This window comes from Streptomyces sclerotialus (genome assembly GCF_040907265.1).
In the GTDB taxonomy this organism is placed as follows: Bacteria; Actinomycetota; Actinomycetes; order Streptomycetales; family Streptomycetaceae; genus Streptomyces; species Streptomyces sclerotialus.
On record NZ_JBFOHP010000002.1, the window covers coordinates 7121007 to 7143248 of the forward strand.

The following is a 22242-nucleotide window of genomic DNA, read 5'->3' on the forward strand; positions in this document are numbered from 1 at the left end:
ATGGCTGCCGTCTACAGGCTGTAAGGCGTGAAGGTGGCCCCCGCCACATACATGCCCTGTCCCGCGTGCTTTACTGCCGCGTGCCCACTGAGACCGCCCCCACCGGCCTGCGCTCGCGCATATTCGCCGACATCACACCGCTGCGTACCTCCGTCCACTACCGCCGGCTGTGGACCGGCAACACCGTCTCCTGGGTGGGTCAGCAGATGACCGCGCTCGCGGTCTCGCTCCAGGTCTACGACCTCACCCACTCGACGTTCTCCGTCGGCCTGGTCGGCCTCTGCTCGCTCGTCCCGCTGGTCGTCTTCGGGCTGTACGGCGGCGCCGTCGCCGACACCGTCGACCGCCGCACCCTGGGCCTGGCCAGCGCCCTCGGCGCCACCGCGATGTCCGTCGTGCTGGCCGCCGCCGCGCTCCTCCACGTCCGGCAGGTCTGGCTGCTGTACGTCGTCGTCGCACTCCAGGCCGTCTGTTTCGCGATGAACTCACCGGCCCGCGCGTCGATGATCCCGCGCCTGCTGCCCATCGAGCAGCTGCCGGCCGCCAACGCGCTGAACTCCCTCACCAGCAATCTCGGCCTGATGGGCGGCCCGATGCTGGGCGGCGTCATCGTCGGCCTGTGGGGCTACCAGGCCGCCTACCTCATCGACGTCGTCGCCTTCTCCGCCTCCCTGTACGCGATGTGGCGGCTGCCCTCGATGCGACCCGACCATGAGGCAGGGCCGGACGGTGCCCGGCCGAAGCGGGCCTCCGTCCTGGACGGCCTGCGCTTCCTCGCCACCCGCCCCAACCTGCGGATGACCTTCTTCGCGGATATGGCGGCCATGGTGCTGGCCCAGCCGCGCGCCCTCTTCCCGGCCGTCGCCGCCCTGTGGTTCGGCGGCGACGCCAAGACCGTCGGACTGCTGGTCGCCGCGCCCGCCGTCGGCGCCGTACTGGGCGGCCTGTTCTCCGGCTGGCTGGGCGCGATCCGCCGGCACGGCCTGGCGATCCTGCTCGCCGTCGCCGCCTGGGGCGCGGCCGTCGCCGTCTTCGGCCTCACCCGCAACCTCTGGCTCGGCCTGCTCTTCCTCGCCGTCGCGGGCTGCGCGGACACCGTCTCGATGGTCTTCCGCTCCACGATGCTCCAGGCCGCCACCCCCGACCGGATGCGCGGCCGGCTCCAGGGCGTCTTCATCGTCGTGGTCGCGGGCGGGCCGCGGCTCGGCGACTTCCTCGCCGGGTCGGCCGCCGACCTCGCCACCCCGGCCGCCGCGGTGGTCGGCGGCGGCCTGGCCTGCGTCCTGGTGGTGGCGCTCCTCGGCCTGGGCCGCCCCGCCTTCGCCCGCTACGACGCCCGGGACCCGCAGCCCTGAGCCGCCGCGCGGCCGCTCAGTAACGCGTGATCGCCGTGTCCCCGGACCGCGTCCCGATCGCGATGTGCGGCCGCTTGTCCGGGTCCGCCCAGGCCAGGATGCGGGCCATCGCGCCGGCCGGTACGGACACACAGCCCGCCGTCGCGCCCTTGCCGTTGACGTGCAGGAAGATCCCGGCGCCCCGGCCGCGCACCGGCTTGTCGTAGTTGAACCCGATGACCAGCGCCCGGTCGTACTGCTTCGGGTAGGCGGCCAGCCGCTCCGACTCCTTCGCCGCGCAGTCGGCGGGCAGCGGCTCGGCCCAGCGGTTGTACGCCGTGGAGGCGTTGTCCTCGCACCACCAGGAGTCGCCGTGCACCCGGCGGTAGGTGACCTCCGTACCGGGCGGAGCAGCGCTGATCCCGAAGCCGTACGGCAGGTCGTACAGCCCCGTGGGCGTGGTGTTCGTGCCCTGCTTCCGGGTGCTGCCCTCGGTCACGCCCTTCGCGCCGAAGCGGGCCGGTGCCGAGCCCGCCCGCTTCCAGTGACCGTGCCGCTTCTCCCACCAGACCAGCCGCCCGTGCGTGGCGGACGTCCTCGGCGCCACCGCCGTGATCAGCTGACTGCCGCCGCCGGTGTCCGCCATCCGGGCGGGCAGCGGACCACCGGTACGGTCCGCCGCCGGGGGCCCGGGCGCCGCCGTGGCCGGTCCCGAGCCGGCCGTCGCGGCCAGCGCGAGCGCGGCCGCACCGGCCGCCAGTGCCAGGAACGAAGGCTTCATGACGGCACTGTAGGGCGCCGCGGCGCCGCCCGCGCCCCCGCGAACGGGACGCGTTCCGCGCGCGGGACCCGGCCGATTCCGCCGCGCGCCGGAGCGATAGCCGGGCCAGACTCGGGTACGGGGGCCAGGAGAACCACCGCCGCGGGCGGAACACCCGCGGCACGCACCGCACCGTGAGATCCAGGAGGTCTTCCGTGGAACGGCAGCCGCACCCCGCGCGCGCTCACGACCCCGGCGGCCCGACACCGCCCAATCCGGGCCCCGGCCCGGTGCCGGACCCCGTACCGGGCCCACCCGACCCCGTACCGCCCACCCCCGAACCGTCACCGGTCCCGCGCCCGCCGGGCCCGGACCCCGACCCGGTACCGGAACCGTCGCCGCAGCCGAGCCCGCTCGGCTGACCCGGGATTGACCCGGCCCGAACGGGCACCCGTGCGTACGGCCCCGCGGCCGTACGCACGCCGTGAGGCGGCCGCCCGCACGACCAGAAGGAGAGGTGCTTCCCATGGCCATCGCCACGGTGAACCCGGCCACCGGCGAGACCCTCAAGACGTTCGACGCGCTGAACGAAGGCGAGATCGAGGACCGCCTGGTCCGCGCTGACCAGGCCTGGCAGGAGTACCGCACCACCGGCTTCGACCGGCGCGCCAACCTGCTGCGCAAGGCGGCGGACCTGCTGGAGGCCGACGCCGACGACATCGCCCGCACCATGACCACCGAGATGGGCAAGCCGCTGGCGCAGGCCCGCGCGGAGGCCGCCAAGTGCGTGAAGACCATGCGCTGGTACGCCGACCACGCCGAGGCGCTGCTCGCCGACGAGCACCCGCGGGCCGCCGACATCAAGGACTCCGGCGCGGCCCGCGCCTACGTGCGCTACCGCCCGCTGGGCCCGGTGCTCGCGGTGATGCCGTGGAACTTCCCGCTCTGGCAGGTGATCCGCTTCGCCGCGCCCGCGCTGATGGCGGGCAACGTCGGCCTGCTCAAGCACGCCTCGAACGTCCCGCAGACGGCGCTCTACCTCGAGGACCTCTTCCGCCGCGCCGGCTTCCCCGAGGGCGCCTTCCAGACGCTGCTCATCGGGTCCGGCTCGGTCGAGATGATCCTGCGCGACCCCCGGGTGGCCGCCGCGACGCTCACCGGCAGCGAGCCCGCGGGCCGCTCGGTGGCGTCCATCGCCGGTGACGAGATCAAGAAGACGGTGCTCGAACTGGGCGGCAGCGACCCGTACCTCGTGCTGCCCTCGGCCGACCTGGAGAAGGCGGCGGCCACCGCCGTCACCGCCCGGGTGCAGAACAACGGCCAGTCCTGCATCGCCGCCAAGCGCTTCATCGTCCACACCGACGTCTACGACGAGTTCGCCTCCCGCTTCGCCGAGAAGATGGCCGCGCTGCGGGTCGGCGACCCGATGGCGGACGGGACCGATGTGGGCCCGCTCTCCAGCGAGCAGGGCCGCGCCGACCTGGAGCAGCTGGTCGACGACGCCACCATGCACGGTGCCACCGTGCTGTGCGGCGGCGGCCGGCCCAAGGGCCTGGACCAGGGCTGGTTCTACGCGCCGACCGTGCTCGCCGACGTCACCAAGGAGATGAAGATCTACTACGAGGAGGCGTTCGGCCCGGTCGCCACGCTCTTCCGCGTCGACAGCCTGGACGAGGCGATCGAGACCGCCAACGACACCTCCTTCGGCCTCAGTTCCAACGCCTGGACCGAGGACGCGGCCGAGCAGGAGCGGCTGGTGCGGGACATCCGGGCCGGCGGCGTGTTCTTCAACGGGATGACCGCCTCCCACCCGGGCATGCCGTTCGGCGGCACCAAGCGTTCCGGGTACGGCCGGGAGCTGGGCGACCACGGCATCCGCGAGTTCTGCAACATCACCACGGTCTGGTACGGCGCCAAGGGCTGAGCGCCCATGACCGCCACCTCACGGGCGCCCGGGACCGGGCACGGTTCACGGACCTCCGGGGCCGGGCACGGTGAACTCGCACCACAGTGCCTTGCCCGCGCCCCGGGCCTCCGCGCCCCACCGGTCCGACAGCGCCTCCACCAGCAGCAGCCCCCGGCCGGTCGTCGCCGTCTCGCCGGGGCTGCGCCGTCGCGGCCAGTGGCTGGACCGGTCCTCGACCTCCAGCCGCACCCGGTCCGGCGGGCCGCAGCGCAGCTCCAGGGAGACCAGCGCCCCGCTGTCGGTGTGCCGCAGCGCGTTGGTGATCAGCTCGGTGGCCACCAGCTCCACGTCGCCCGCCACCGCGCCGGCCCGCCACTGGTCCAGCATCCGCCGCAGTTCGGTGCGGACCTCGGCGGGGCCCGCCGGGTCGGCCTGGTGGACGTGGAGCCGGATGCGCGGTGTGGCCGGGCCGCCCGGCTCGGCCGGCCGGCGCAGCAGCAACAGGGCCATGTCGTCCGGAGAGCCCGGCTGCTCCCACAGCAGGTCCGAGAGGTGGTCGGCCAGCGCGTCCAGCTCGCCGGGCCCGTCCTGTACGGCGCTGGTCAGCGCTTCGAGCCCGGCGAGGATGTCCGAGCCCGGCTGCTCCACCAGCCCGTCGGTGCACAGCAGCAGCGTGGAGCCCGGCTCCAGGAACAGCTGCGTCTCCGGATAGTGGTCCTCGCCGAGTACGGTCGCCAGTCCCAGCGGCAGGCCGCCGTGCACGGTCGGCCAGTGCACGTGCCGCTCCGCGTCCGCGAGCAGCGGCTCCAGATGCCCGGCCCGTGCCACGTGCAGCACCCCCGAGGCCAGGTCCGCCTGGATGTACGTACAGGTCGCGAAGCGGTCGGTCTCCAGCTCGGCCAGGAACCGGGAGGCCCGCCCCAGTACCGTCTGTGGCGGATGCCCCTCACCGGCGAAGGCGCGCAGCGCGATCCGCAGTTGGCCCATCACGGCCGCCGCGTGCGTGTCGTGGCCCTGCACGTCGCCGATCACCACACCGGTACGGCCCTGCGGCAGCGGCACGACGTCGTACCAGTCGCCGCCGACGTCCCGCCCGGTGCGCGCCGCGTGGTACCGGACCGCGACGTCGCCCCCGGTGACGGCGGGGATCCGGCGCGGCAGCATCGAGGCCTGCAGCCCGGTCGCGATCTCCCGTTCCTGGTCGAAGAGGGTGGCCCGCTGGAGGGACTGCGCGATGACGCCGGCCAGCGCCAGCGCCAGGTTGCGGTCCTCCGCCGTGTAGACCTTCGCCTCGGTGTTGATCAGCCCGAGCGCGCCGATCACCTTGTCCTGCGCGACCAGCGGCAGGAAGGCCGCGCTGCGGATGCTGATGTGCCGCAGGTACGGGCGGAGCCGGGGGTAGCGCAGCAGCAGCTCCTCGTGGGAGGAGACGTAGGACGGCTGGCGGGTGACGACCGCGTCGGAGAGCGGCAGCGTCCGGTCCAGCGGCATGTGCAGCAGTTCCGGCACCTCGTCCAGCGGCGGCGTGGCCGCGATGACGTCGAAGACGCCGTGCTCGACCAGGCCGAGGACGAGGGCGTCGGCGCCCAGCCGCAGCGGACCGCCGTGCGCGGTGAGCACCTCGGTGACGTCCGCGACCGACAGCGCCCGCGACAGCGCGGTGGTCGTCCACTGCACCAGCCGGGTCTGCCGCTCGCGCTCCTCGTCGGAGATGTTCAGCAGCGCGGAGTCGGTCAGCTCGGCGGTGGCCTCGCGGACGATCCCGGCCATCCGGTACGGGCGGCCGCCGCCGTCACGCAGGATGCGGCCCTGGGCGTGCGTCCATCGGGGCGTGCCGTCCCGGCAGCGGATGCGGAAGTACGCGCCGCAGGCCTCCCGGCCCTGCTGGATCGCCTGGACGACGGCGGTGTCCAGCCGGTAGCCCTCCTCCTGCGGTACCCGGGGGAGCAGCGACAGCCGCGTCCCGTCGAACTCCTCCGGACGCAGGTCGAAGACGGCCAGGCCGCCCGGGTCCAGGTCGAAGGCCCCGTTGTCCAGGTTCCAGTCGAAGGACCCCATCCGGTTGAGCGCGAGCAGGTCGGGCAGGGCGATCCCCGGCCGGCGGGGCCGGTCCTTCCCGGGCCGGCCGAGGAGGCTGTGGCGGGTCCGGCGCGGCTCGCGTGCGCCGTCGGGCCCCGCCCGCTCCGCCCCGTCCCAGCTCTGCTCCATAACGGGATCTTAAGGTCATATCGGGTGAGTATGGGAACTGGGGACGGTGGGGTGTCCCGGTCCGTACGCGGTGCCGTGCCCCCTCGTGCGCGGGCTCCGCCGCCCGCCGCACGGCCCAGGACACCAGGGCGCCGGAGACGCGGTGCCCGCACCGACGGATCGAGGAGACCGTGAACAGCACGCTTCCCGTCATCGCCGGCGTCGACGGCTCGGTGAACAGCCTCCGGGCGCTGGACTGGGCGGCCGGTGCGGCCCGGCTCGCCGGAGCCACGCTGCACGTGGTGCACGTCTGGCCGGTGACCCCCATGCCCCGCGCGCTGGGCGACGCCCGCCCGCAACCGGTGCCCGACCCCGCCGACCCGGTGCTGCAGGAGGTCCAGGAGCGCTTCGCCGGCCGCGGCGACGTCCCGGAGACGCGCTACCTCTCCACGCACGGCGCGTCCACCTCGACACTGATCCGGCTGAGCGCACAGGCCGGACTGCTGGTCCTCGGCTCGCGCGGCCGCGGCGGCTTCACCAGCCTGCTGCTCGGCTCGGCGGGCCGGGCCGCCGCCATGCGGGCCGCCTGCCCGGTCGTGGTCGTGCCCGACGAGCGGCGTGCGGAGCCGGGCGCCGGGGCGCAGCAGCGGGTGGTGCTCGGCCTGCATCCCGAGGAGACCTCCGAGGAGGCGGTGGAGTTCGCCTTCGCCGAGGCCGAGCGCCGGGCCGCCGTGCTGCGCGTGGTCACCGCGTACCCGAACCCGTACCCCCTGCTCGTCGACCCGGACGACCTGCCGCCCGGCCACCGGACCTCGGGCGAGCTGGAGGCCCACGCCGGCGCCCGGCAGGAGGAGCGGCTGCGTCCCTTCGCCGAGCGCCACTACCCCAAGGTGACCGTCGACCCGGTCCTCGCGCAGGGCGACGTGGCCGGCCGCCTGGTCGCCGCCTCCCGCGCCGCTGACCTGGTCGTGGTCGGCCGGCACCGCCGCCGGCTGCGCGACGGCGGCCTGATGGGCTCCGTCGCCAACGCGGTACTGCTGCACGGGCACTGCCCGACGGCGGTGATCCCGGTACGGTGATCAGCCCACGGCCACCGGCGCGGCGCTCCGCGTACGGTGCGCGAGCTTCGCCGTACGCGTGGGCACGTCCACCGTGTACGCGTCGATGGTCAGCCCCTTCGCGGAGACCTTCAGCACCATGAACCCGTGGCTGGAGAAGTCCTGCCACTCCGCCGGCACGTCGAAGTGCGCCTTGCCGTCCCCCGTCTTCGAGGCCGCGCCGCAGACGACCTGGCGGGTGCCCCCGGTGCGCGCCGAGGGTTCCAGGATCTGGAGCGTGTGGTCGTGGCCCGACAGGATCAGGTCGGCGCGGCCGCACACCACCTCTTCGTACAGCTCCTTGAGGTGGATGCCGCTCGTGTAGTGGCCGAGGGTGAAGCCGTCGTAGGAGCCGGCGCTGCCGTGCTTGCCGTTGTTGAGGTACGGGTGGTGGCCGAGCACGACCTTCCAGCGTGCCCGCGACGCCTTGAGCGCGCCCTCCAGCCAGGCCCGCTGCTCGCGCATGTACGGGCCGTCCCAGTGGAAGTAGGGGTCGGTCTGGACGACGTACGAGGAGACCGGGGTGGTGTCCAGGGCGAAGAACTCCACGAGCGGATCGCCGCCCGCCGCGCCGTCGGCACCGGATCCGGCGGGCAGCGCCACGCTGTAGTAGCGGCTGGGCATGTACCAGCGCTTCGAGGTCGTCGCGTAGGCCACCTCACGGTCGCCGCGCGAGGGGTCGCCGCCACTGCCGGGTATCAGCCCCGAGCAGTCGTGGTTGCCCAGGATCATCAGCCACGGCACGTCCATGCCGGTGTTGGGCTTCTCGAACTTGTCCTGGAACTCGGAGTCGTGGGCCGACTCCGGCCCGTTCTCGTAGAGGTTGTCGCCCAGTCCGACGGCCAGCCCGATCCGCTCGGTGCGCATCAGGTCGCGGGCTGCCGCGGCCACCGCGTACTGGCCTTCCTCGCCGGTCCCGGCGTCGCCGGTCACCAGCACGGCGATCTCCCCGTCGCCGTCGGTCGCGGTGGGGAAGGGGTACTTCCCGTCCGCCGTCCGGTCCCGTGCCGTCGCGGTCCCGGCCGCGCCGTACGGGAGCACGGCGAGGGCGGCGCCCGCGACGGCGCCGCCGAGCAGGGTGCGGCGGTTCAGCAGGGGAGCGGTGCGGGTGTCGGCGGGGCTGGTCGGGTCCCCGCCGGGGACCGTGCCGCTCCGCAGCCACCGGTCCTCGGTCATGTCCGCCTGCGGCGGAATCAGCTCACACATGCAGGGAGTTGTCTCATGACCTACTGGTCAGTTGGTGAAGATGTCATGAACGTGACGTGGACGTACCGGGGTCGGCGGCGAGCCGCCGCAGCGTGCGTCCGCAGTGCCGCGCGTACGCCCGCTGGAAGACGGGCACCAGCGGCCCGGCCAGCCGGGTGTACCAACGCGCCGGCTTGCTGAAGGCGGTGACGGTGAACCAGACGGAGCCGTCGGACCGCAGCCGCACCACGAACGACTCCTCGCCGCACTCGGGGTGCCCGGTGAGCGAGCCGTACGCGAAGCCGATGTGATCGCTGTCGTACGCGCTCCACACCACCCGGCAGGGGGCGGTGATCCGCAGCGGGCCGACCCCGAGCCCGCTCTCGACCGGGACGCCGGGGTCGGCGTGTTCGGCGCCCGCCCGGATGCGCACCCCGGCCGCACGGTGCATCCGGAAGGTGGTGACCGCCTCGCCCGCCCGCTCGAAGACGGCCCGGCCGTGCCCGATCGGCATCTCCTCGTGCAGGTGGTGGTACCCGGCGGGCAGCGGGGAGCGCGCGGTGGCGCCCTGCTCGGGGTAGGTGAGGACGGCGGGCTGCTCGGTGCGGTTCATGCGGGCTCCTCCGTGAGGCTCGGGGCGGCGGTGGCCGGGGCGGCGGCGAGGCGGCGCCAGGCGAGCAGGGCGCACAGGGCGAAGCCCAGCGCGTTGCCCACGCCATGGGTCGCGGCCATCCAGGTCAGGGTCGGGTGGGGCAGGCCGGTCGCCTCGCCCAGCGCCCAGCTCAGCGCCAGGAGCATGGTCGCCACGAGCACCGCGGCGGACACGGCGAACAGGGTGCGGGTGGTGCGGTCGGCCGCGGCGGCGCGCGCGCCGCGCAGGGTGGCCAGGCCCACCAGCCACAGCCCGCAGGTGAGGACCGCGGCGCCCGCGAACTCCACCCACTCGCCGGTGAAGTACCCGGCCAGTACCAGCAGCGTGCCGGCCGGGACGCCGAGCGCGGCGCACCGGGCGGCCGGACTGTCGGCGGCGCCGCAGGCCAGCCCCGCCACCAGCGCGGCGGCGAACCCCGCGAAGTGGAAGTGCGGCACGGTCAGCGACAGCATGCGCAGCGAGAAGCCGAACAGCTCGGTGCCGTGCCGCTCGGCGACCAGCGCCACGCCCGCGACCGCCGGGGTGGCCAGCGCGGTGAGCACGGCGACCTCGCGCGGCGCGAGCGACCGGGTGCGCAGCAGGCGCCGGGGCGCGAGCAGGGCGAGGGCGAGCGTGGCCGCGGCGTAACAGGCGGCGAGTGCGGTGGCGGCGGGACCGCGGGGCAGCCACATGCTCACCGCGCCGAGCGTAGCGGGCAGCCACCAGATGCCGCGCAGCCGCGCCGCGCCGGGCTCGCCGGTCAATGCGAGGCCCGTCGGTACCACCGCCAGCATGCCCAGCGCGACGACGAGGCGGACGAGTACGTCCATGCTTCCCCCTGTCCTTGAACGTGTTCAAATAACGCTCACGGCAGACCGTACGCGGTGTCTTGAACGCGTTCAAGCCGGGTGGTGGGTGCGGCGCCCCGCGAGCCGGTTCAGGCCTCCTTCGCGCCGTGCCGCCCCGCGCCCGCGGCGAAGCGTGCGGCACCCTCGGCCGCCTGCGCCAACGACGCCTGCCCGTAACGGAATTCGGTGGCCATAGCGTCCGCTTCCGTACGCCCGGCCTGCTCCCGTGCCGAAGCCCGGTCGCCCCGCAGACAGCCCTGCGGGAAGCGGGCGATCTCCGCCGCCAGCGCCTCCGCCTCGGCCCTGGCCCGGCCCTTCGGCACCACCCGGTTCGCCAGCCCGATGTCCAGCGCTTCGGCGGCCGGCACCGGGCGGCCGGTGAGGATCATGTCCATCGCCCGGCTCTCGCCGATCAGCCGCGGCAGCCGGACCGTGCCGCCGTCGATCAGCGGCACGCCCCAGCGGCGGCAGTAGACCCCGAAGACCGCGTCCTCCTCGGCGACCCGCAGGTCGCACCAGAGCGCCAGCTCCAGGCCGCCCGCCACCGCGTACCCGCTCACCGCCGCGATCACCGGCTTGGACAGCCGCAGCCGGGTCGGCCCCATCGGCCCGTCGCCGTCCGGGGACACACGATTGCCGCGCGGGGTGCCGACCGCCTTGAGGTCGGCGCCCGCGCAGAACGTGCCGCCCTCGCCCCACAGCACCGCCACCGACGCACCGTCGTCCCGGTCGAACTCCCGGAAGACGTCGGCCAGCTGCCGCGCCGTACCGCCGTCGACCGCGTTCCGGGCCGCCGGCCGGGACAGCACGACCGTGGTGACCGGCCCCTGCCGCTCGGCCCGTACCGCACTCATCCGCGCGCCTCGTCCGGTGACTTGGTGCGCGTACGGGCCAGGATCGCGCCCAGGTCGGCGCCGGCCGGCAGGGTGCCGAAGGCGTTGCCCCACTCACCGGCCAGCCGCGAGGCGCAGAAGGCGTCCGCCACCGCCGGGTGGCTGTACCGGACGAGCAGCGAGCCCTGGAGGACCAGTGCCAGCCGCTCCGCGAGGGTCCGCGCCATCAGCTGCGCCCGCTCCGGGTCGGCCAGCTCCGGCAGCGTCGCCTTCAGCCGCGCCACCGCGGCGTCCAGCCGCGGATCGGCGCCCGCCGCCGCCTCCACCTCGGCGAAGTACGCGTCCAGCGCCGCCGGTTCCTTGGCCAGCGCGCGCAGCACGTCCAGCGCCGCGACGTTGCCCGAGCCCTCCCAGATGGAGAGCAGCGGCGCCTCCCGGTACAGCCGGGGCATCCCCGACTCCTCGACGTAGCCGTTGCCGCCCAGGCACTCCAGCGCCTCCGCGGCGTGCGTCGCGCCCCGCTTGCAGACCCAGTACTTGCCGGCCGCCAGCGCGAGGCGGCGCAGCGCGGCCTCGGCGGCGTCGCCCGCCTGCGCCCGGTCCACCGCGGCCGCCAGCCGCAGCCCCAGCGTGGTCGCCGCCTCCGACTCCACCGCGAGGTCCGCCAGCACCGCGCGCATCAGCGGCTGGTCGGCCAGCTCCCGGCCGAAGGCGCGCCGGTGCGCGGTGTGGTGCAGCGCCTGCCGCAGTCCGGCGCGCATCCCCGCGGCCGACCCCAGCACACAGTCCAGCCGGGTCATGTTGACCATCTCCACGATGGTCCGCACCCCGCGCCCCGGCTCGCCCACCGGCCAGGCCACCGCCTCGTCGTACTCGACCTCGGAGGAGGCGTTCGAGCGGTTGCCGAGCTTGTCCTTGAGCCGCATCAGATGGAAGCGGTTGCGGCTGCCGTCCGGCAGTACGCGGGGCAGCAGGAAGCAGGTCAGCCCCTCGTCCGTCTGCGCCAGCGTCAGGAAGACGTCGCTCATCGGCGCGGAGGTGAACCACTTGTGGCCGGTGATGCGGTACGTCCCGTCGGCGTCGCCCGCCGGCACCGCGCGCGTCGTATTGGCCCGGACGTCCGAGCCGCCCTGCTTCTCCGTCATCGACATGCCGGCGATCAGCCCGGCCTTGCCCAGCGGCGGCCGCAGCCCGAAGTCGTACGTGCGGGCCGCGAGCAGCGGCTCGTACCGCGCGGCCAGCTCCGGTGCCGCCCGCAGCGCGGGGACCGCCGCGTACGTCATGGAGATCGGGCAGCCGTGGCCCGGCTCGGCCTGCGACCACACGTAGAACTTGGCGGCACGGACCAGATGGCCGGCGGGGCGCGCCTCCGCCCACGGCGCGGCGTGCAGCCCCTGCTCGACCGCCACGGTCATCAGCTGGTGCCAGGCCGGGTGGAACTCCACCTCGTCCACCCGGTGGCCGTACCGGTCGTGGGTGTGCAGCTTCGGCGGCTGTTCCTCCGCCATCCGGGCCAGCTCCAGGACCTCCGCCGAGCCGGCCAGCGCGCCCAGCACCTGCACCTCGCGCTCGCCCCACCCGGCGTCCTCCCGGCGCAGCGCCTCCAGCAGGGCCGGGTCGTCCGCCGCGCTGAACCCGGTGAGCGGCGGCGCCTGATTCACGACTTCATGGGTCACGGTCATACGGTGGACATTACAGAGTCACATCAGGCGGCGGAAGAGTGTAATGCGCGCCGCTCCGGCCGGTGGTTAGGATTCCGAACAGACATGGACACGAAGACGGGTACCGGGACGCGGGGCGCCGCCGCGGCGCACGACGGCGTGGGGGAGGACTCCTCCCTCGGGCTGCGTCCGCTCACGGCGCGCTCCGTCGTGCTCAGCACCCTCCTCGGACACCACCCGCCCCGGCTGCCGGCCCGCGCCCTGGTCCGGGTGGGCGAGCTGTTCGGCATAGCCGAGGGCACCGTACGCGTCGCCCTGTCCCGTATGGTCGCGGCCGGTGACCTGCAACAGCGCGACGGTGCGTACGGACTCACCGCACGGCTGCTGGACCGCCAGCGCCGACAGGACGAGAGCCGCGTGCCGCGCACCGTGCCCTGGTCGGGCGACTGGGAGATCGCCCTGGTCAGCGGCGCCGAACCACGCACCGCTGCGGAACGTACCGCGCTCCGCCAGGCCATGGCGGCGCTGCGCCTGGGCGAACTGCGGGAGGGCAGCTGGCTGCGCCCCGCCAACCTCGACCGGCCGCGGCCCGCCGTCGCCGCCGAACAGTGCACATGGCTGACCGGCGCGCCGGACGGTGATCCCCGCGCCCTCGCCGCGCGGCTCTGGGACCTGGCCGGCTGGTCGGCGCGGGCCCGCGCCCTCCTCACGGCTCTCGACCGGGCCGCCGGTCCCGCCGGCCGCTTCACGGTCTCCGCGGCCATCCTCCGTCACCTCCTCACCGACCCCCTCCTCCCGGAGGCGCTGCTCCCCGACGACTGGCCGGGTCCGCAACTCCGCGCCCGGTACGGCGAGTTCGAGGCGGAGCTCGGCGAGCTGCTCCGCCGCCACGCCGAGGGCTGAGACGGCGAAAAGGGAAAGGCGGGGCGGGCCAGGAGCCGCGGGAGGGCCCGCCCCGCCGGCTTTCAGACCCCCGGCGTCATGCCCTCCGTGCCGAAGGTGAAGTCCAGGAAGAGGGCGGCGGACAGGACCGCGTGACTGCCGCGCGGGGTCAGTCCGGAGTCCCGCATGCGGGCGTGCAGGCGGTCCAGCGCGGCCCGGCCGCCCGGGCTGTCGTAGCCCCCGGCCCGCACCACGTCCCGGGCGTCCATCTGTACCGAGAGCAGCGCCGCCGGACCGCCCTCGTGCAGCAGCGAGGTGTCGTCGAGCGTCGCCATCAGCGTGAGCAGCGCGTCCATCCGCGCGGCGACCTCGGGCCTGCCGTGCGCCCGGGACTCGCGCAGCGCGGGCAGCGCCACACGCCGTACGTTCGGGAACCCCGATTCGGCCTGGCCGGTCGCGCCGGGCACGTGGAAGTGCAGCCGGGCCCGGCCGCCCGGGGTGTCGGCGGGACCGGGCGCGCCGTCGTACGGCAGCCGCGCCAGCGTCGCCGCCGCCGCGCAGGCCGTGTACGCCGACCGGCAGCCGGTGGCCGCCGCGCCCGCGACGAGCAGGCCGACGGCCCACAGTTCGCCCTGGTGGCCGGCGGCCCCGTCCCGGGCCTGCTCGCCCAGCCTGCCGAGTTCGGCGCGCAGGCCGCGGTCGAGGGGGCGGCCGTCGGCGGTCTCCGCGATCGCCGCGAACGTCGGGCGGAGCGCTTGGAGGGACCGCGCCTCGGCGGCACCGTCGGGGTCGTCGGGCGCGGCCACGTCGGGGATGTGCGGCAGCCGCAGGCGTGCGGTGCAGGCGGCCACCGCGAGGTCCGCGAGGAGGTGCGGGGTCACCGGGGGAGTGAGGTGGGCGGGCGAGGTCGGCGCGGGCCGGAGCATGGCGGTGCCTTCCTGGTCGTACGAATCGGTCGGTAGGGCGCGCGGAACGGCGTCCGCCTCTGTGATGCCGCCCGTGACGCCCCGGTACGCGGGACTTCCGCCCTGTATGTCCGGCCCGTAGGTCCCGTCGTCGGCGGCGGTGCGGCAGTGCCCCGGGGACGTGATCTTGTGCGATCCCACCATGCGGCTCGCATCTGCTGCGTGCAACGCACAGACTTCGTTGCAGGTGAGAGGGTATTTGCCATAGCGTGCCGCACATGCAGTCCTACACGATCGGTCAGGCGGCGCGGCTGCTCGGCGTCAGCGCCGACACCGCACGCCGCTGGGCGGACGCCGGCAAGGTCCCCACCCACCGGGACGAGGCAGGGCGCCGGCTGATCGACGGCCGCGACCTGGCCGCGTTCTCCACCGAGCTCGCCAAGAGCGGCTCCGCCGAGGACGACTCCCCCGCCACCACCTCCGTCCGCAACGCCTTCCCCGGCATCGTCACCGCGATCAAGCTCGGTGACGTCGCCGCCCAGGTGGAGATCCAGGCGGGCCCGCACCGCCTGGTGTCGCTGCTGACGCGGGAAGCGGTGGAGGAGATGGGGCTGGAGGTCGGCATGCGGGCCACCGCCCGCGTGAAGTCGACCAACGTCCACATCGACCGGGTCCAGTAAGCACCCAAGGAGCCAGTGCCCATGCCCCGCACCCGTACGTTCCGCGGCCACCGCACCCCCGTGGCGGCCGCGCTCGGTGCCGCCCTGCTCGTCCCGCTCGCCGCCGGCTGCGGCGGCAAGAGCGACGACGCGTCCGCCGGCGGAGGAAAGACCACGATCAAGGTGCTGGCCGCGGCCTCGCTCACCGACGTCTTCCAGAAGGCCGGCGCCGCGTACGAGAAGGCCCACCCCGACACGGTCGTGAAGTTCTCCTACGCCGGGTCGCAGCAGCTCGCCGCCCAGGTCGAGCAGGACTTCCCGGCCGACGCGCTGGTCACGGCCGACACCAGGACCATGGACGGCCTGAAGGGGAAGACCGGCACGCCGTCCGTCATCGCCCACAACCGGCTGGTCATCGCCACCGGTGAGGGCAACCCCAAGAAGGTGAAGGACCTCAAGGGCCTCACCGACAGCAAGCTCAAGGTCGTGCTCGCCGCGCCCGAGGTCCCGGTCGGCCGCTACAGCAAGCAGGTGCTGGACGAGCAGCACCTGAAGGTGCGGCCGGTCTCCCAGGAGCAGGACGTACGCGGCGTGCTCAGCAAGGTGGAGCTCGGCGAGGCGGACGCGGGCATCGTCTACGCCACCGACGCCATGACCGCGCCCGGCAAGGTCGACGCCGTGCAGGTCCCCGACGACCAGAACGCCATCGCCGCCTACCCGGCCGCCACCCTCAAGGTCTCCGAGCACAAGAAGCAGGCCGACGCGTTCGTGACGTGGCTGCGGTCCGCCGAGGCCCAGAAGATCCTGCGCGACGCCGGATTCCAGAAGCCGTGAGGCCCTCCTTGCGGCGGGCACCGCTCGCCCTGGCCGTGCCCGCCGTGCTGGCGGTGGCGTTCCTCTTCGTCCCGCTGGCCGGCATCCTCGTCCGGACGACCTGGTCGGACCTGGGGCAGCATCTCACCGCGCCCGGCGTCACCGACGCGATCCGGCTGTCGCTCGCCGTCGCGTTCTGGGCGCTGGGCCTCTCGTTGCTGCTCGGCGTGCCGCTGGCCTGGCTGCTGGCCCGGGTGGACTTCCCCGGCAAGGCGCTGGTCCGCTCGCTGGTGCTGCTGCCGATGGTGCTGCCGCCGACCGTGGGCGGCGTCGCGCTGCTGCTCGGCTTCGGGCGGCGCGGCCTGCTGGGCGGGGTGCTGGAGGACTGGTTCGGCGTCCAGCTGCCGTTCCATACCTCCGGTGCGGTGGTCGCCGCGACGTTCGTGTCGATGCCGTTCCTGGTGATCAGCCTCGAAGGCGCGCTGGCCGGGCTGCACGCACGGTACGAGGAGACCGCGGCCTCCCTGGGCGCCGGGCCCTTCCGGGTCTTCTGCACCGTCACCCTGCCCATGGTCGCCCCCGGCCTCGCGGCCGGCGCCGCGCTCACCTGGGCCCGCGCGCTGGGCGAGTTCGGCGCCACCATCACCTTCGCCGGCAACCTCCCCGGCGTCACCCAGACCCTGCCGCTCCAGGTCTATCTGCTCCTCCAGGACAGCCCGGAGGCCGCGACCTCGGTCTCGCTGCTGCTGCTCGCCGTCGCCATGGCCGTACTGATCGCGCTGCGCGGCCGGTGGTCGGTGGGTGCGACGGCGAAGGGCCGGGCGGGGGCCGCCGCGGCACCCCCCGCGGACCCGCAGCCGCCGGGCGGCCACACCTTCCCGGACGCGGTGCCCGCCGGCCCGCTCCCGGAGGCGCCCGGCCGGGCCCCCGCCGGCACCCCGGCGGCGACTCAAGCCTGGCCGCTGCACGCCGACGTCACCGGCTTCACCCGGCTCACCCTGGACGCCGGGCCCGGCACCACCATCGCCGTCGTCGGCCCCAACGGCGCGGGCAAGACCACCCTGTTGCGCGCGCTCCTCGGCCTCACCCCGCGGGCCCACGCGGCCCTGACCCTCGGGGACGACGACGTGACGGCCCGGCCGCCGCACCGCCGCGGCGTCGCCTGGGTACCGCAGGACGGCGCGCTCTTCCCGCACCTGACCGCGCTCGGCAACACCGCGTACGGCCTCCGCGCCCGCGGCGTCCGCCGCGCGGAGGCCCGCCGCGCCGCCCAGGAATGGCTGGACCGGCTCGGCGTCGGCCACCTCGCGCACCGCCGTCCGGCCGGCCTGTCCGGGGGGCAGGCCGGCCGGGTCGCGCTGGCCAGGGCGCTGGCGGCCGGGCCCCGGCTGCTCCTCCTCGACGAGCCGCTGGCCGCCCTGGACCAGACCACCAGGGCGCACGTCCGGCACACCCTGCGGCAGCACCTCGCCGGCTTCCGCGGCGTCTGCCTGCTCGTCACCCACGACCCGGTGGAAGCGGTCTCGCTGGCCGACCGGGTGCTCGTACTCCAGGACGGCCGCACCCTCCAGGACGCGGCGCCCGCCGAGGTGTCCCGGCATCCCCGCTCGCCCTGGGTGGCCCGGATGCTGGGCCGCAACGCCTGGCCCGGCACGGCCACCGCCGACGGCCTCGGCCTGGCGGGCGGCCAGGGCTCCCTGACCGCCGCCGAACCACTGGAGAAGGGCACCGAAGCGCTCGCCGTCATCGGCCCCGAGGCGGTGTCCGTGCACCGCACCCGCCCCGGCGGCAGCCCGCGCAACGTCTGGCCCGGCCGGGTCCGCGAGCTCACCGCCGTCGGCAGCCGGCTGCGCGTCCTCATCGGCTCGCCCGAGGTCCCCGACCTGATCGCCGAGATCACCCACCAGGCCGCCGCCGAACTGGACCTGCGCGACGGCACGGACGTCTGGGTGAGCGTCAAGGCCACGGAGGTCACCCTCGTACCGGTGTGAACCGGCGTACCGGTGTGAATCAGCCGAGGACCGCGGCACGGAGTTTGGGCCGACGGGCGCCGGTAACCCGCAACGGGCTCCAGTTCACGACACGCGGAGGTGAGTCACATGGCCGGCACGCACGAGACCGGTGAGGTCACCGGCACCAAGGACAAGAACTACAACCTGCTCTGGTACACCCAGACGTGCCTGGACAACGCCCTGCGGATGGAGACGTACATCCAGGACGCGGAGCGGGAGAAGGACACCGAGCTGGCGGAGCTGTTCCGCAAGGCCCAGGCCGACAGCCGCAAGGGCGCGGAACTCGGCAAGCAGCTGCTCGGCAGCCGGCTCGGCAGCTGAGTACCCGGGGTGCCGGGTGGTCTCCAGGAGAGAACCACCCGGCACTCGTCATGCCTGCAGCGGCAGCACGCACACCGGCATCGGGGCCCCGAACGGTGCTGCCGCGGGGCGCAGGGCACCCGTGCGGGGGTCGGCGTGGAAGGCCGTGACCGTGTTCGAGCGCTGGTTTCCCGCGAACAGCAGCCGGTGGTCGGGGGAGAAGGCGAGGTGGCGCGGGAAGTCGCCGCCCACGGGAACGGTGTCCAGCAGGCGCAGCCGGGCGCCGCGCTCCTCGACGGCGTACCGGGTCAGGCTGTTGTGCCCCCGGTTGGCCAGGTAGGCGAACCGGCCGTCGCGGGTGAGGACGAACTGCGCCGGATAGCTGGTCCCCGGGCCGGTCCCGGTGGTCTGCGGGGTGCCGGGCGTGAGCCGGCCGGTGGCGGGGTCGTAGCCGCAGACCACCGCCGTGTTGTCGACCTCGTTCGCGAGGTACGCGTACCGGCCGCCCGGGTGGAAGGTCAGATGGCGCGGGCCCGCGCCGGGCCGCAGCGCCGCCGTGGAGACCTGCCGCAGCGTGCCGGCCACCGGGTCCAGGCGGTAGCTGTAGACGGTGTCGGTGCCCAGGTCGACGGCGAGGACGTGGCCGCCGTCGGGGCTGGTGACGATCTGGTGCGCGTGCGGCCCGTCCTGCCCGGGGCCGGGCGGCGGCGCGGAGTGCGTCACCAGGTCGGTGCGTGCGCCGAGGGCACCCGTCGCCGGGTCGACGGGGTGCACGGCGACGCTGCCGGACGTGTAGTGCGCGCTCAGCAGCCAGCGGCCGGAGGGGTGGACGGACAGGTGACAGGGGCCGGCGCCGCCGGTCGGCCGGCTGCCCAGTACGCGGTGCGCGCCGTCCGCGGCGAGCGCCACGGCGGTGACCGCACCGGCCGCGTTCTCCTCGACCGCGTACAGCGTCCTGCCGTCGGGGGAGAGGGCGAGGTAGGAGGGGTCGGCGACGCCGGGGAGCACGCCGGTGCCGGTGATCCGCCCGGTCCTCGGGCAGTACGCGGCCAGTCCCACGCCGCTGCCGCCGCCCGCGGTGGAGGTGTACGTCCCGAGGAACATCGGCCGGAGTCCGGCGGGCCGCGGGTGTCCCCGCCCCGCGGCGGCGGCCGGTGCCGCTGCCGCCAGGCCGGCGGCCGTCGCCCCCGCCGCCAGCGCACCGAGGAAGCCACGGCGGCCGGGCCGCCCGGAGAGCCTGCGCGCTGACGCTGACGAGCGGTCGTTCATGGCACACCTCGGCATCCATCGGCATGATCGGCGTCGGTCGGCAGCCAGAGTGGTCCATACCACCGGGGCTGACAAGACCCCGTGCACGCCCGGCCCGCCCGCGCCGCCGTTGCCCGTTCTGCGGGGAAGAGTACGATCTTTCGTGGAGGGTTACCCGTATCGGCAAGCGAGAGACCGCAAGCGAACGGAGCGGGAGCGAGTCCCATGACCTTCGACGAAACGGTGTCCGTACCGGCCGGCGGAGTCACCCTGGCGGGTGACCTGAACGTCCCCGAGCACGCCCGGGGCGTGGTCGTCTTCGCGCACGGCAGCGGCAGCTCCCGGCACAGCCCCCGCAACCGAGGGGTCGCCGAGTACCTGCACGCCAACGAGCTGGGCACCCTCCTGATGGACCTGCTGACCGAGGACGAGGACCGGGTCGACGAGGTGACCCGGGAGCACCGCTTCGACATCGGTCTGCTCGGCGGACGGGTGGTGGCGGCGGTCGACTGGCTGGGCACCCACCCGGCCACCGCACGGCTGCGGCCGCACCTCTTCGGCGCCAGCACCGGATCCGCCGCCGCGCTGGTGGCGGCCGCCGAACGCCCGGAACAGGTCGGCTCCGTCGTCTCCCGCGGCGGCCGCCCCGATCTCGCGGGCGACGCGCTGGGCCGGGTGCGCGCCCCCGTCCTGCTCGTCGTGGGCGGCCACGACGCGCAGGTGCTGGAGCTGAACCGGCAGGCCGCCGAACGGCTGACGGCCCCCTGCCACCTCCACGTGATCCCCGGCGCCACCCACCTCTTCCCCGAATCCGGCGCCCTGGACCAGGTCGCCCTCGCCGCCCGGGACTGGTTCCTCGCCCCGGGGAAGCCGCCCCACGGGGAGGAGGGCCCGCAGTGCGCACCGTGACCGGCCCGGCGGACCGCACGGAGATCACCGGGCGCGCCCGGCCGCTGACCGGCCCCGAGTCGCTGGACCCGCTGCTGGCACGGATCGGCGACGCGCGGTACGTCCTGGTGGGCGAGGCGTCGCACGGCACGGCCGAGTTCTACCACTGGCGCGCCGAGCTGACCCGCCGGCTCATCACGGAGAAGGGCTTCTCCTTCGTCGCGGTCGAGGGCGACTGGCCGGACTGCCAGGCCGTGCACTGCTCCCTCACCGGGGCGCCCGGGGCGCCCGCCGACCCGGCCGAGGCGCTCGCGGGCTTCCGCCGCTGGCCGGCGTGGATGTGGGCCAACACGGAGGTGGCCCGGTTCACCCGTTGGCTGCGCGACCACAACACCGCACTGCCGCCCGAACGGCGCGTCGGCTTCTACGGCCTGGACGTCTACAGCCTGTGGGAGTCCCTGGACGCCGTCCTGGACCACCTGCGGGAGCACGATCCCGGTCAGGTGGCGCAGGCCCTGGAGGCGTACCGGTGCTTCGAGCCGTACGCCGAGGACCCGCAGAGCTACGCGCTGGCCACCCGGCTCGTGCCCAGCGGCTGCGAACCCGAGGTGATCCGGCTGCTGACCGCGGTCCGCGAACGGGCCCAGCGGGCCACCGCGGCCGACGGCAGCCTGGCCGGCCTCGCCGCCCGGCAGAACGCGGAGGTGCTGGCCGGGGCCGAACGGTACTACCGGGCGATGGTGCGCGGCGGACCCGAGTCGTGGAACGTCCGCGACCACCACATGGCCGACACCCTCGACCGCCTGACGGCGCATCACGGCCCGTCCGCCAAGGCCGTGGTGTGGGAACACAACACACACGTCGGGGACGCCCGCGCCACCGACATGGCGGAGGCCGGACTGGTCAACGTCGGGCAGCTGGTCCGTGAGCGGCACGCCGCCGAAGGCGTCGTCCTGGTCGGCTTCGGCTCCTACGACGGCACGGTGCTGGCGGGCGAGAGCTGGGGCGCCGAACCGCGCGTCATGACCGTCCCCGCGGCCCGGCCCGGCAGCACCGAGGAGCTGCTGCACCGCGCGCTGCCCGGCGGCGCCGCGCTCTTCCTGCTGACCTCGGCGACGCCCGGCGAGCGGCCGGCCGGGCCGGGCCACTGGACGCGGATGCCGCACGACCACCGGGCCATCGGCGTCGTCTACCGCCCGGAGCGGGAGAAGTGGGGCAACTACGTGCCCACCGTCCTCGACCGGCGTTACGACGCGTTCCTGCACCTCGACACCACCCGGGCGCTGACGCCGCTGCCGCAGCGGCACCCGGCCGGCACGGGCGAGGAGGAGACCTGGCCCACCGGCCAATGACCGCACCGCCGGCGTCCGGTGCGATCCGCGCCGGCCGGCGGCACCGCCGCCCCGTTGCCAAGGAGACAGCCCGATGCGCTTCACGGACCGCAGAGACGCCGGCCGGCAGCTCGCACTGCGGGTGCGGGAGCACCTCGCGGCGGCCCGGCCCCACCTCCAGGGCGGTCACCCGCCGGACGGCCCCCTCGTCCTCGCCCTGCCGCGCGGCGGGGTGCCCGTGGCCGCCGAGGTCGCCCGCGACCTGGGGGCACCGCTGGACATCTTCGTCGCCCGCAAGATCGGCGCCCCCGGCCGGCGCGAACTGGGCATCGGCGCCCTCGCCGGCGAGGACCCGCCGCTCTTCGACCGCCGCGCCCTGGACTTCCTCGGCCTCACCGAGGAGGAGCTCGCCGCGGACGTCGCGCGCGAGCGGACCGAACTGCACCGCCGCGAGCACCTCTACCGCGGCGGGCGCCCGCCGCCCGAACTCGCCGGCCGTACGGTCGTCCTCGTCGACGACGGCCTGGCCACCGGCATGACGGCCAGGGCCGCCCTGCGCAACCTCCGCCGCCACGGCCCCGCCGCCGTCGTCCTCGCCGTACCGGTCGCCTCCCCGACCACCGCCGCCGCGCTGGCGGAGGAGGCCGACGAGGTGCTCTGCCTGAGCAAGCCGCCGGACTTCCGCGCGGTCGGCGAGTGGTACGAGGACTTCACGCAGGTCTCCGACGAGGACGTCATCAAGACCCTGCAGCGGCCATGAAC

20 protein-coding genes are annotated in these 22242 nt (G+C 74.9%); 11 read left to right on the forward strand and 9 right to left on the reverse strand.

What is annotated here, in order from left to right:
* Positions 1 to 80: 80 nt before the first annotated feature.
* Positions 81 to 1355: an MFS transporter gene (locus AAC944_RS31330; RefSeq protein WP_030612444.1), complete on the forward strand. Its 1275-nt coding sequence runs from the start codon at positions 81 to 83 to the stop codon at positions 1353 to 1355.
* A 16-nt stretch (positions 1356 to 1371) separates the two neighbouring features.
* Here the strand turns inward: AAC944_RS31330 and AAC944_RS31335 are convergent, their stop codons facing one another.
* Positions 1372 to 2115, reverse strand: coding sequence for a L,D-transpeptidase family protein (locus AAC944_RS31335; protein ID WP_051871611.1), 744 nt, complete (start codon positions 2113 to 2115; stop codon positions 1372 to 1374).
* Between the two features lie 505 nt (positions 2116 to 2620).
* Between AAC944_RS31335 and AAC944_RS31340 the strand changes: the two genes are divergently transcribed.
* Entirely contained in the window at positions 2621 to 4018 is a 1398-nt protein-coding gene (locus AAC944_RS31340; protein ID WP_030612438.1) for an NADP-dependent succinic semialdehyde dehydrogenase, read from the forward strand.
* 45 nt (positions 4019 to 4063) lie between these two features.
* Here AAC944_RS31340 and AAC944_RS31345 read toward each other — a convergent pair whose 3' ends face one another.
* Positions 4064 to 6208 (reverse strand): SpoIIE family protein phosphatase, encoded by a 2145-nt coding sequence (locus AAC944_RS31345; RefSeq protein ID WP_078888457.1) that lies wholly within the window; start codon positions 6206 to 6208, stop codon positions 4064 to 4066.
* Positions 6209 to 6378: 170 nt separating this feature from the next.
* Between AAC944_RS31345 and AAC944_RS31350 the strand changes: the two genes are divergently transcribed.
* The gene (locus tag AAC944_RS31350; protein ID WP_030612431.1) at positions 6379 to 7266 is read left to right on the forward strand and encodes a universal stress protein; all 888 of its coding nucleotides are present in this window, start codon (positions 6379 to 6381) and stop codon (positions 7264 to 7266) included.
* Here the strand turns inward: AAC944_RS31350 and AAC944_RS31355 are convergent, their stop codons facing one another.
* The 5 genes from AAC944_RS31355 to AAC944_RS31375 all read right to left on the reverse strand — a co-directional run bounded on the left by AAC944_RS31355 (position 7267) and on the right by AAC944_RS31375 (position 12463).
* Complete coding sequence (locus tag AAC944_RS31355) at positions 7267 to 8490, reverse strand: metallophosphoesterase (RefSeq protein ID WP_030612428.1); 1224 nt, start codon at positions 8488 to 8490, stop codon at positions 7267 to 7269.
* A gap of 43 nt (positions 8491 to 8533) precedes the next feature.
* Positions 8534 to 9082: a DUF1990 domain-containing protein gene (locus AAC944_RS31360; RefSeq protein ID WP_030612426.1), complete on the reverse strand. Its 549-nt coding sequence runs from the start codon at positions 9080 to 9082 to the stop codon at positions 8534 to 8536.
* On the reverse strand, positions 9079 to 9930 hold the full coding sequence (locus tag AAC944_RS31365; RefSeq protein ID WP_037771855.1) for a YndJ family protein: 852 nt from the start codon (positions 9928 to 9930) through the stop codon (positions 9079 to 9081). Before AAC944_RS31365 ends, AAC944_RS31360 begins: the two co-directional genes overlap by 4 nt.
* Positions 9931 to 10037: 107 nt before the next feature.
* Positions 10038 to 10802 carry a crotonase/enoyl-CoA hydratase family protein gene (locus tag AAC944_RS31370; RefSeq protein ID WP_030612422.1) on the reverse strand — a complete coding sequence of 255 codons (765 nt, stop codon included), beginning with the start codon at positions 10800 to 10802 and terminating at the stop codon, positions 10038 to 10040.
* Entirely contained in the window at positions 10799 to 12463 is a 1665-nt protein-coding gene (locus AAC944_RS31375) for an acyl-CoA dehydrogenase family protein (protein WP_030612419.1), read from the reverse strand. Before AAC944_RS31375 ends, AAC944_RS31370 begins: the two co-directional genes overlap by 4 nt.
* Before the next feature lie 84 nt (positions 12464 to 12547).
* Here AAC944_RS31375 and AAC944_RS31380 point away from each other — a divergent pair, with 84 nt between their 5' ends.
* Positions 12548 to 13345 (forward strand): PaaX family transcriptional regulator C-terminal domain-containing protein, encoded by a 798-nt coding sequence (locus AAC944_RS31380; RefSeq protein WP_078888456.1) that lies wholly within the window; start codon positions 12548 to 12550, stop codon positions 13343 to 13345.
* 62 nt (positions 13346 to 13407) lie between these two features.
* Here the strand turns inward: AAC944_RS31380 and AAC944_RS31385 are convergent, their stop codons facing one another.
* Positions 13408 to 14433, reverse strand: coding sequence for a triphosphoribosyl-dephospho-CoA synthase (locus AAC944_RS31385; protein ID WP_051871610.1), 1026 nt, complete (start codon positions 14431 to 14433; stop codon positions 13408 to 13410).
* Between the two features lie 74 nt (positions 14434 to 14507).
* On the opposite strand from AAC944_RS31385, the gene AAC944_RS31390 reads away from it, so the two are divergent.
* From AAC944_RS31390 to AAC944_RS31405, 4 genes are all read left to right on the forward strand, one after another.
* The gene (locus tag AAC944_RS31390) at positions 14508 to 14909 is read left to right on the forward strand and encodes a TOBE domain-containing protein (RefSeq protein ID WP_030612413.1); all 402 of its coding nucleotides are present in this window, start codon (positions 14508 to 14510) and stop codon (positions 14907 to 14909) included.
* Between the two features lie 21 nt (positions 14910 to 14930).
* Complete coding sequence (gene modA, locus AAC944_RS31395; RefSeq protein ID WP_030612410.1) at positions 14931 to 15722, forward strand: molybdate ABC transporter substrate-binding protein; 792 nt, start codon at positions 14931 to 14933, stop codon at positions 15720 to 15722.
* Positions 15723 to 15730: 8 nt separating this feature from the next.
* Positions 15731 to 17692: an ABC transporter permease gene (locus AAC944_RS31400; protein ID WP_490368276.1), complete on the forward strand. Its 1962-nt coding sequence runs from the start codon at positions 15731 to 15733 to the stop codon at positions 17690 to 17692.
* 108 nt (positions 17693 to 17800) lie between these two features.
* Complete coding sequence (locus AAC944_RS31405; protein ID WP_030612404.1) at positions 17801 to 18034, forward strand: hypothetical protein; 234 nt, start codon at positions 17801 to 17803, stop codon at positions 18032 to 18034.
* Between the two features lie 48 nt (positions 18035 to 18082).
* On the opposite strand, the gene AAC944_RS31410 is transcribed toward AAC944_RS31405, so the two are convergent.
* On the reverse strand, positions 18083 to 19282 hold the full coding sequence (locus tag AAC944_RS31410; RefSeq protein ID WP_051871609.1) for a lactonase family protein: 1200 nt from the start codon (positions 19280 to 19282) through the stop codon (positions 18083 to 18085).
* 204 nt (positions 19283 to 19486) lie between these two features.
* Between AAC944_RS31410 and AAC944_RS31415 the strand changes: the two genes are divergently transcribed.
* From AAC944_RS31415 to AAC944_RS31425, 3 genes are all read left to right on the forward strand, one after another.
* Positions 19487 to 20170, forward strand: coding sequence for a dienelactone hydrolase family protein (locus tag AAC944_RS31415; RefSeq protein ID WP_051871608.1), 684 nt, complete (start codon positions 19487 to 19489; stop codon positions 20168 to 20170).
* The gene (locus AAC944_RS31420; RefSeq protein WP_196942911.1) at positions 20158 to 21501 is read left to right on the forward strand and encodes an erythromycin esterase family protein; all 1344 of its coding nucleotides are present in this window, start codon (positions 20158 to 20160) and stop codon (positions 21499 to 21501) included. The genes AAC944_RS31415 and AAC944_RS31420 overlap by 13 nt, the downstream gene beginning before the upstream one ends.
* Before the next feature lie 73 nt (positions 21502 to 21574).
* Positions 21575 to 22240 carry a phosphoribosyltransferase gene (locus AAC944_RS31425; protein WP_030612390.1) on the forward strand — a complete coding sequence of 222 codons (666 nt, stop codon included), beginning with the start codon at positions 21575 to 21577 and terminating at the stop codon, positions 22238 to 22240.
* The last annotated feature ends 2 nt before the right edge of the window (positions 22241 to 22242 follow it).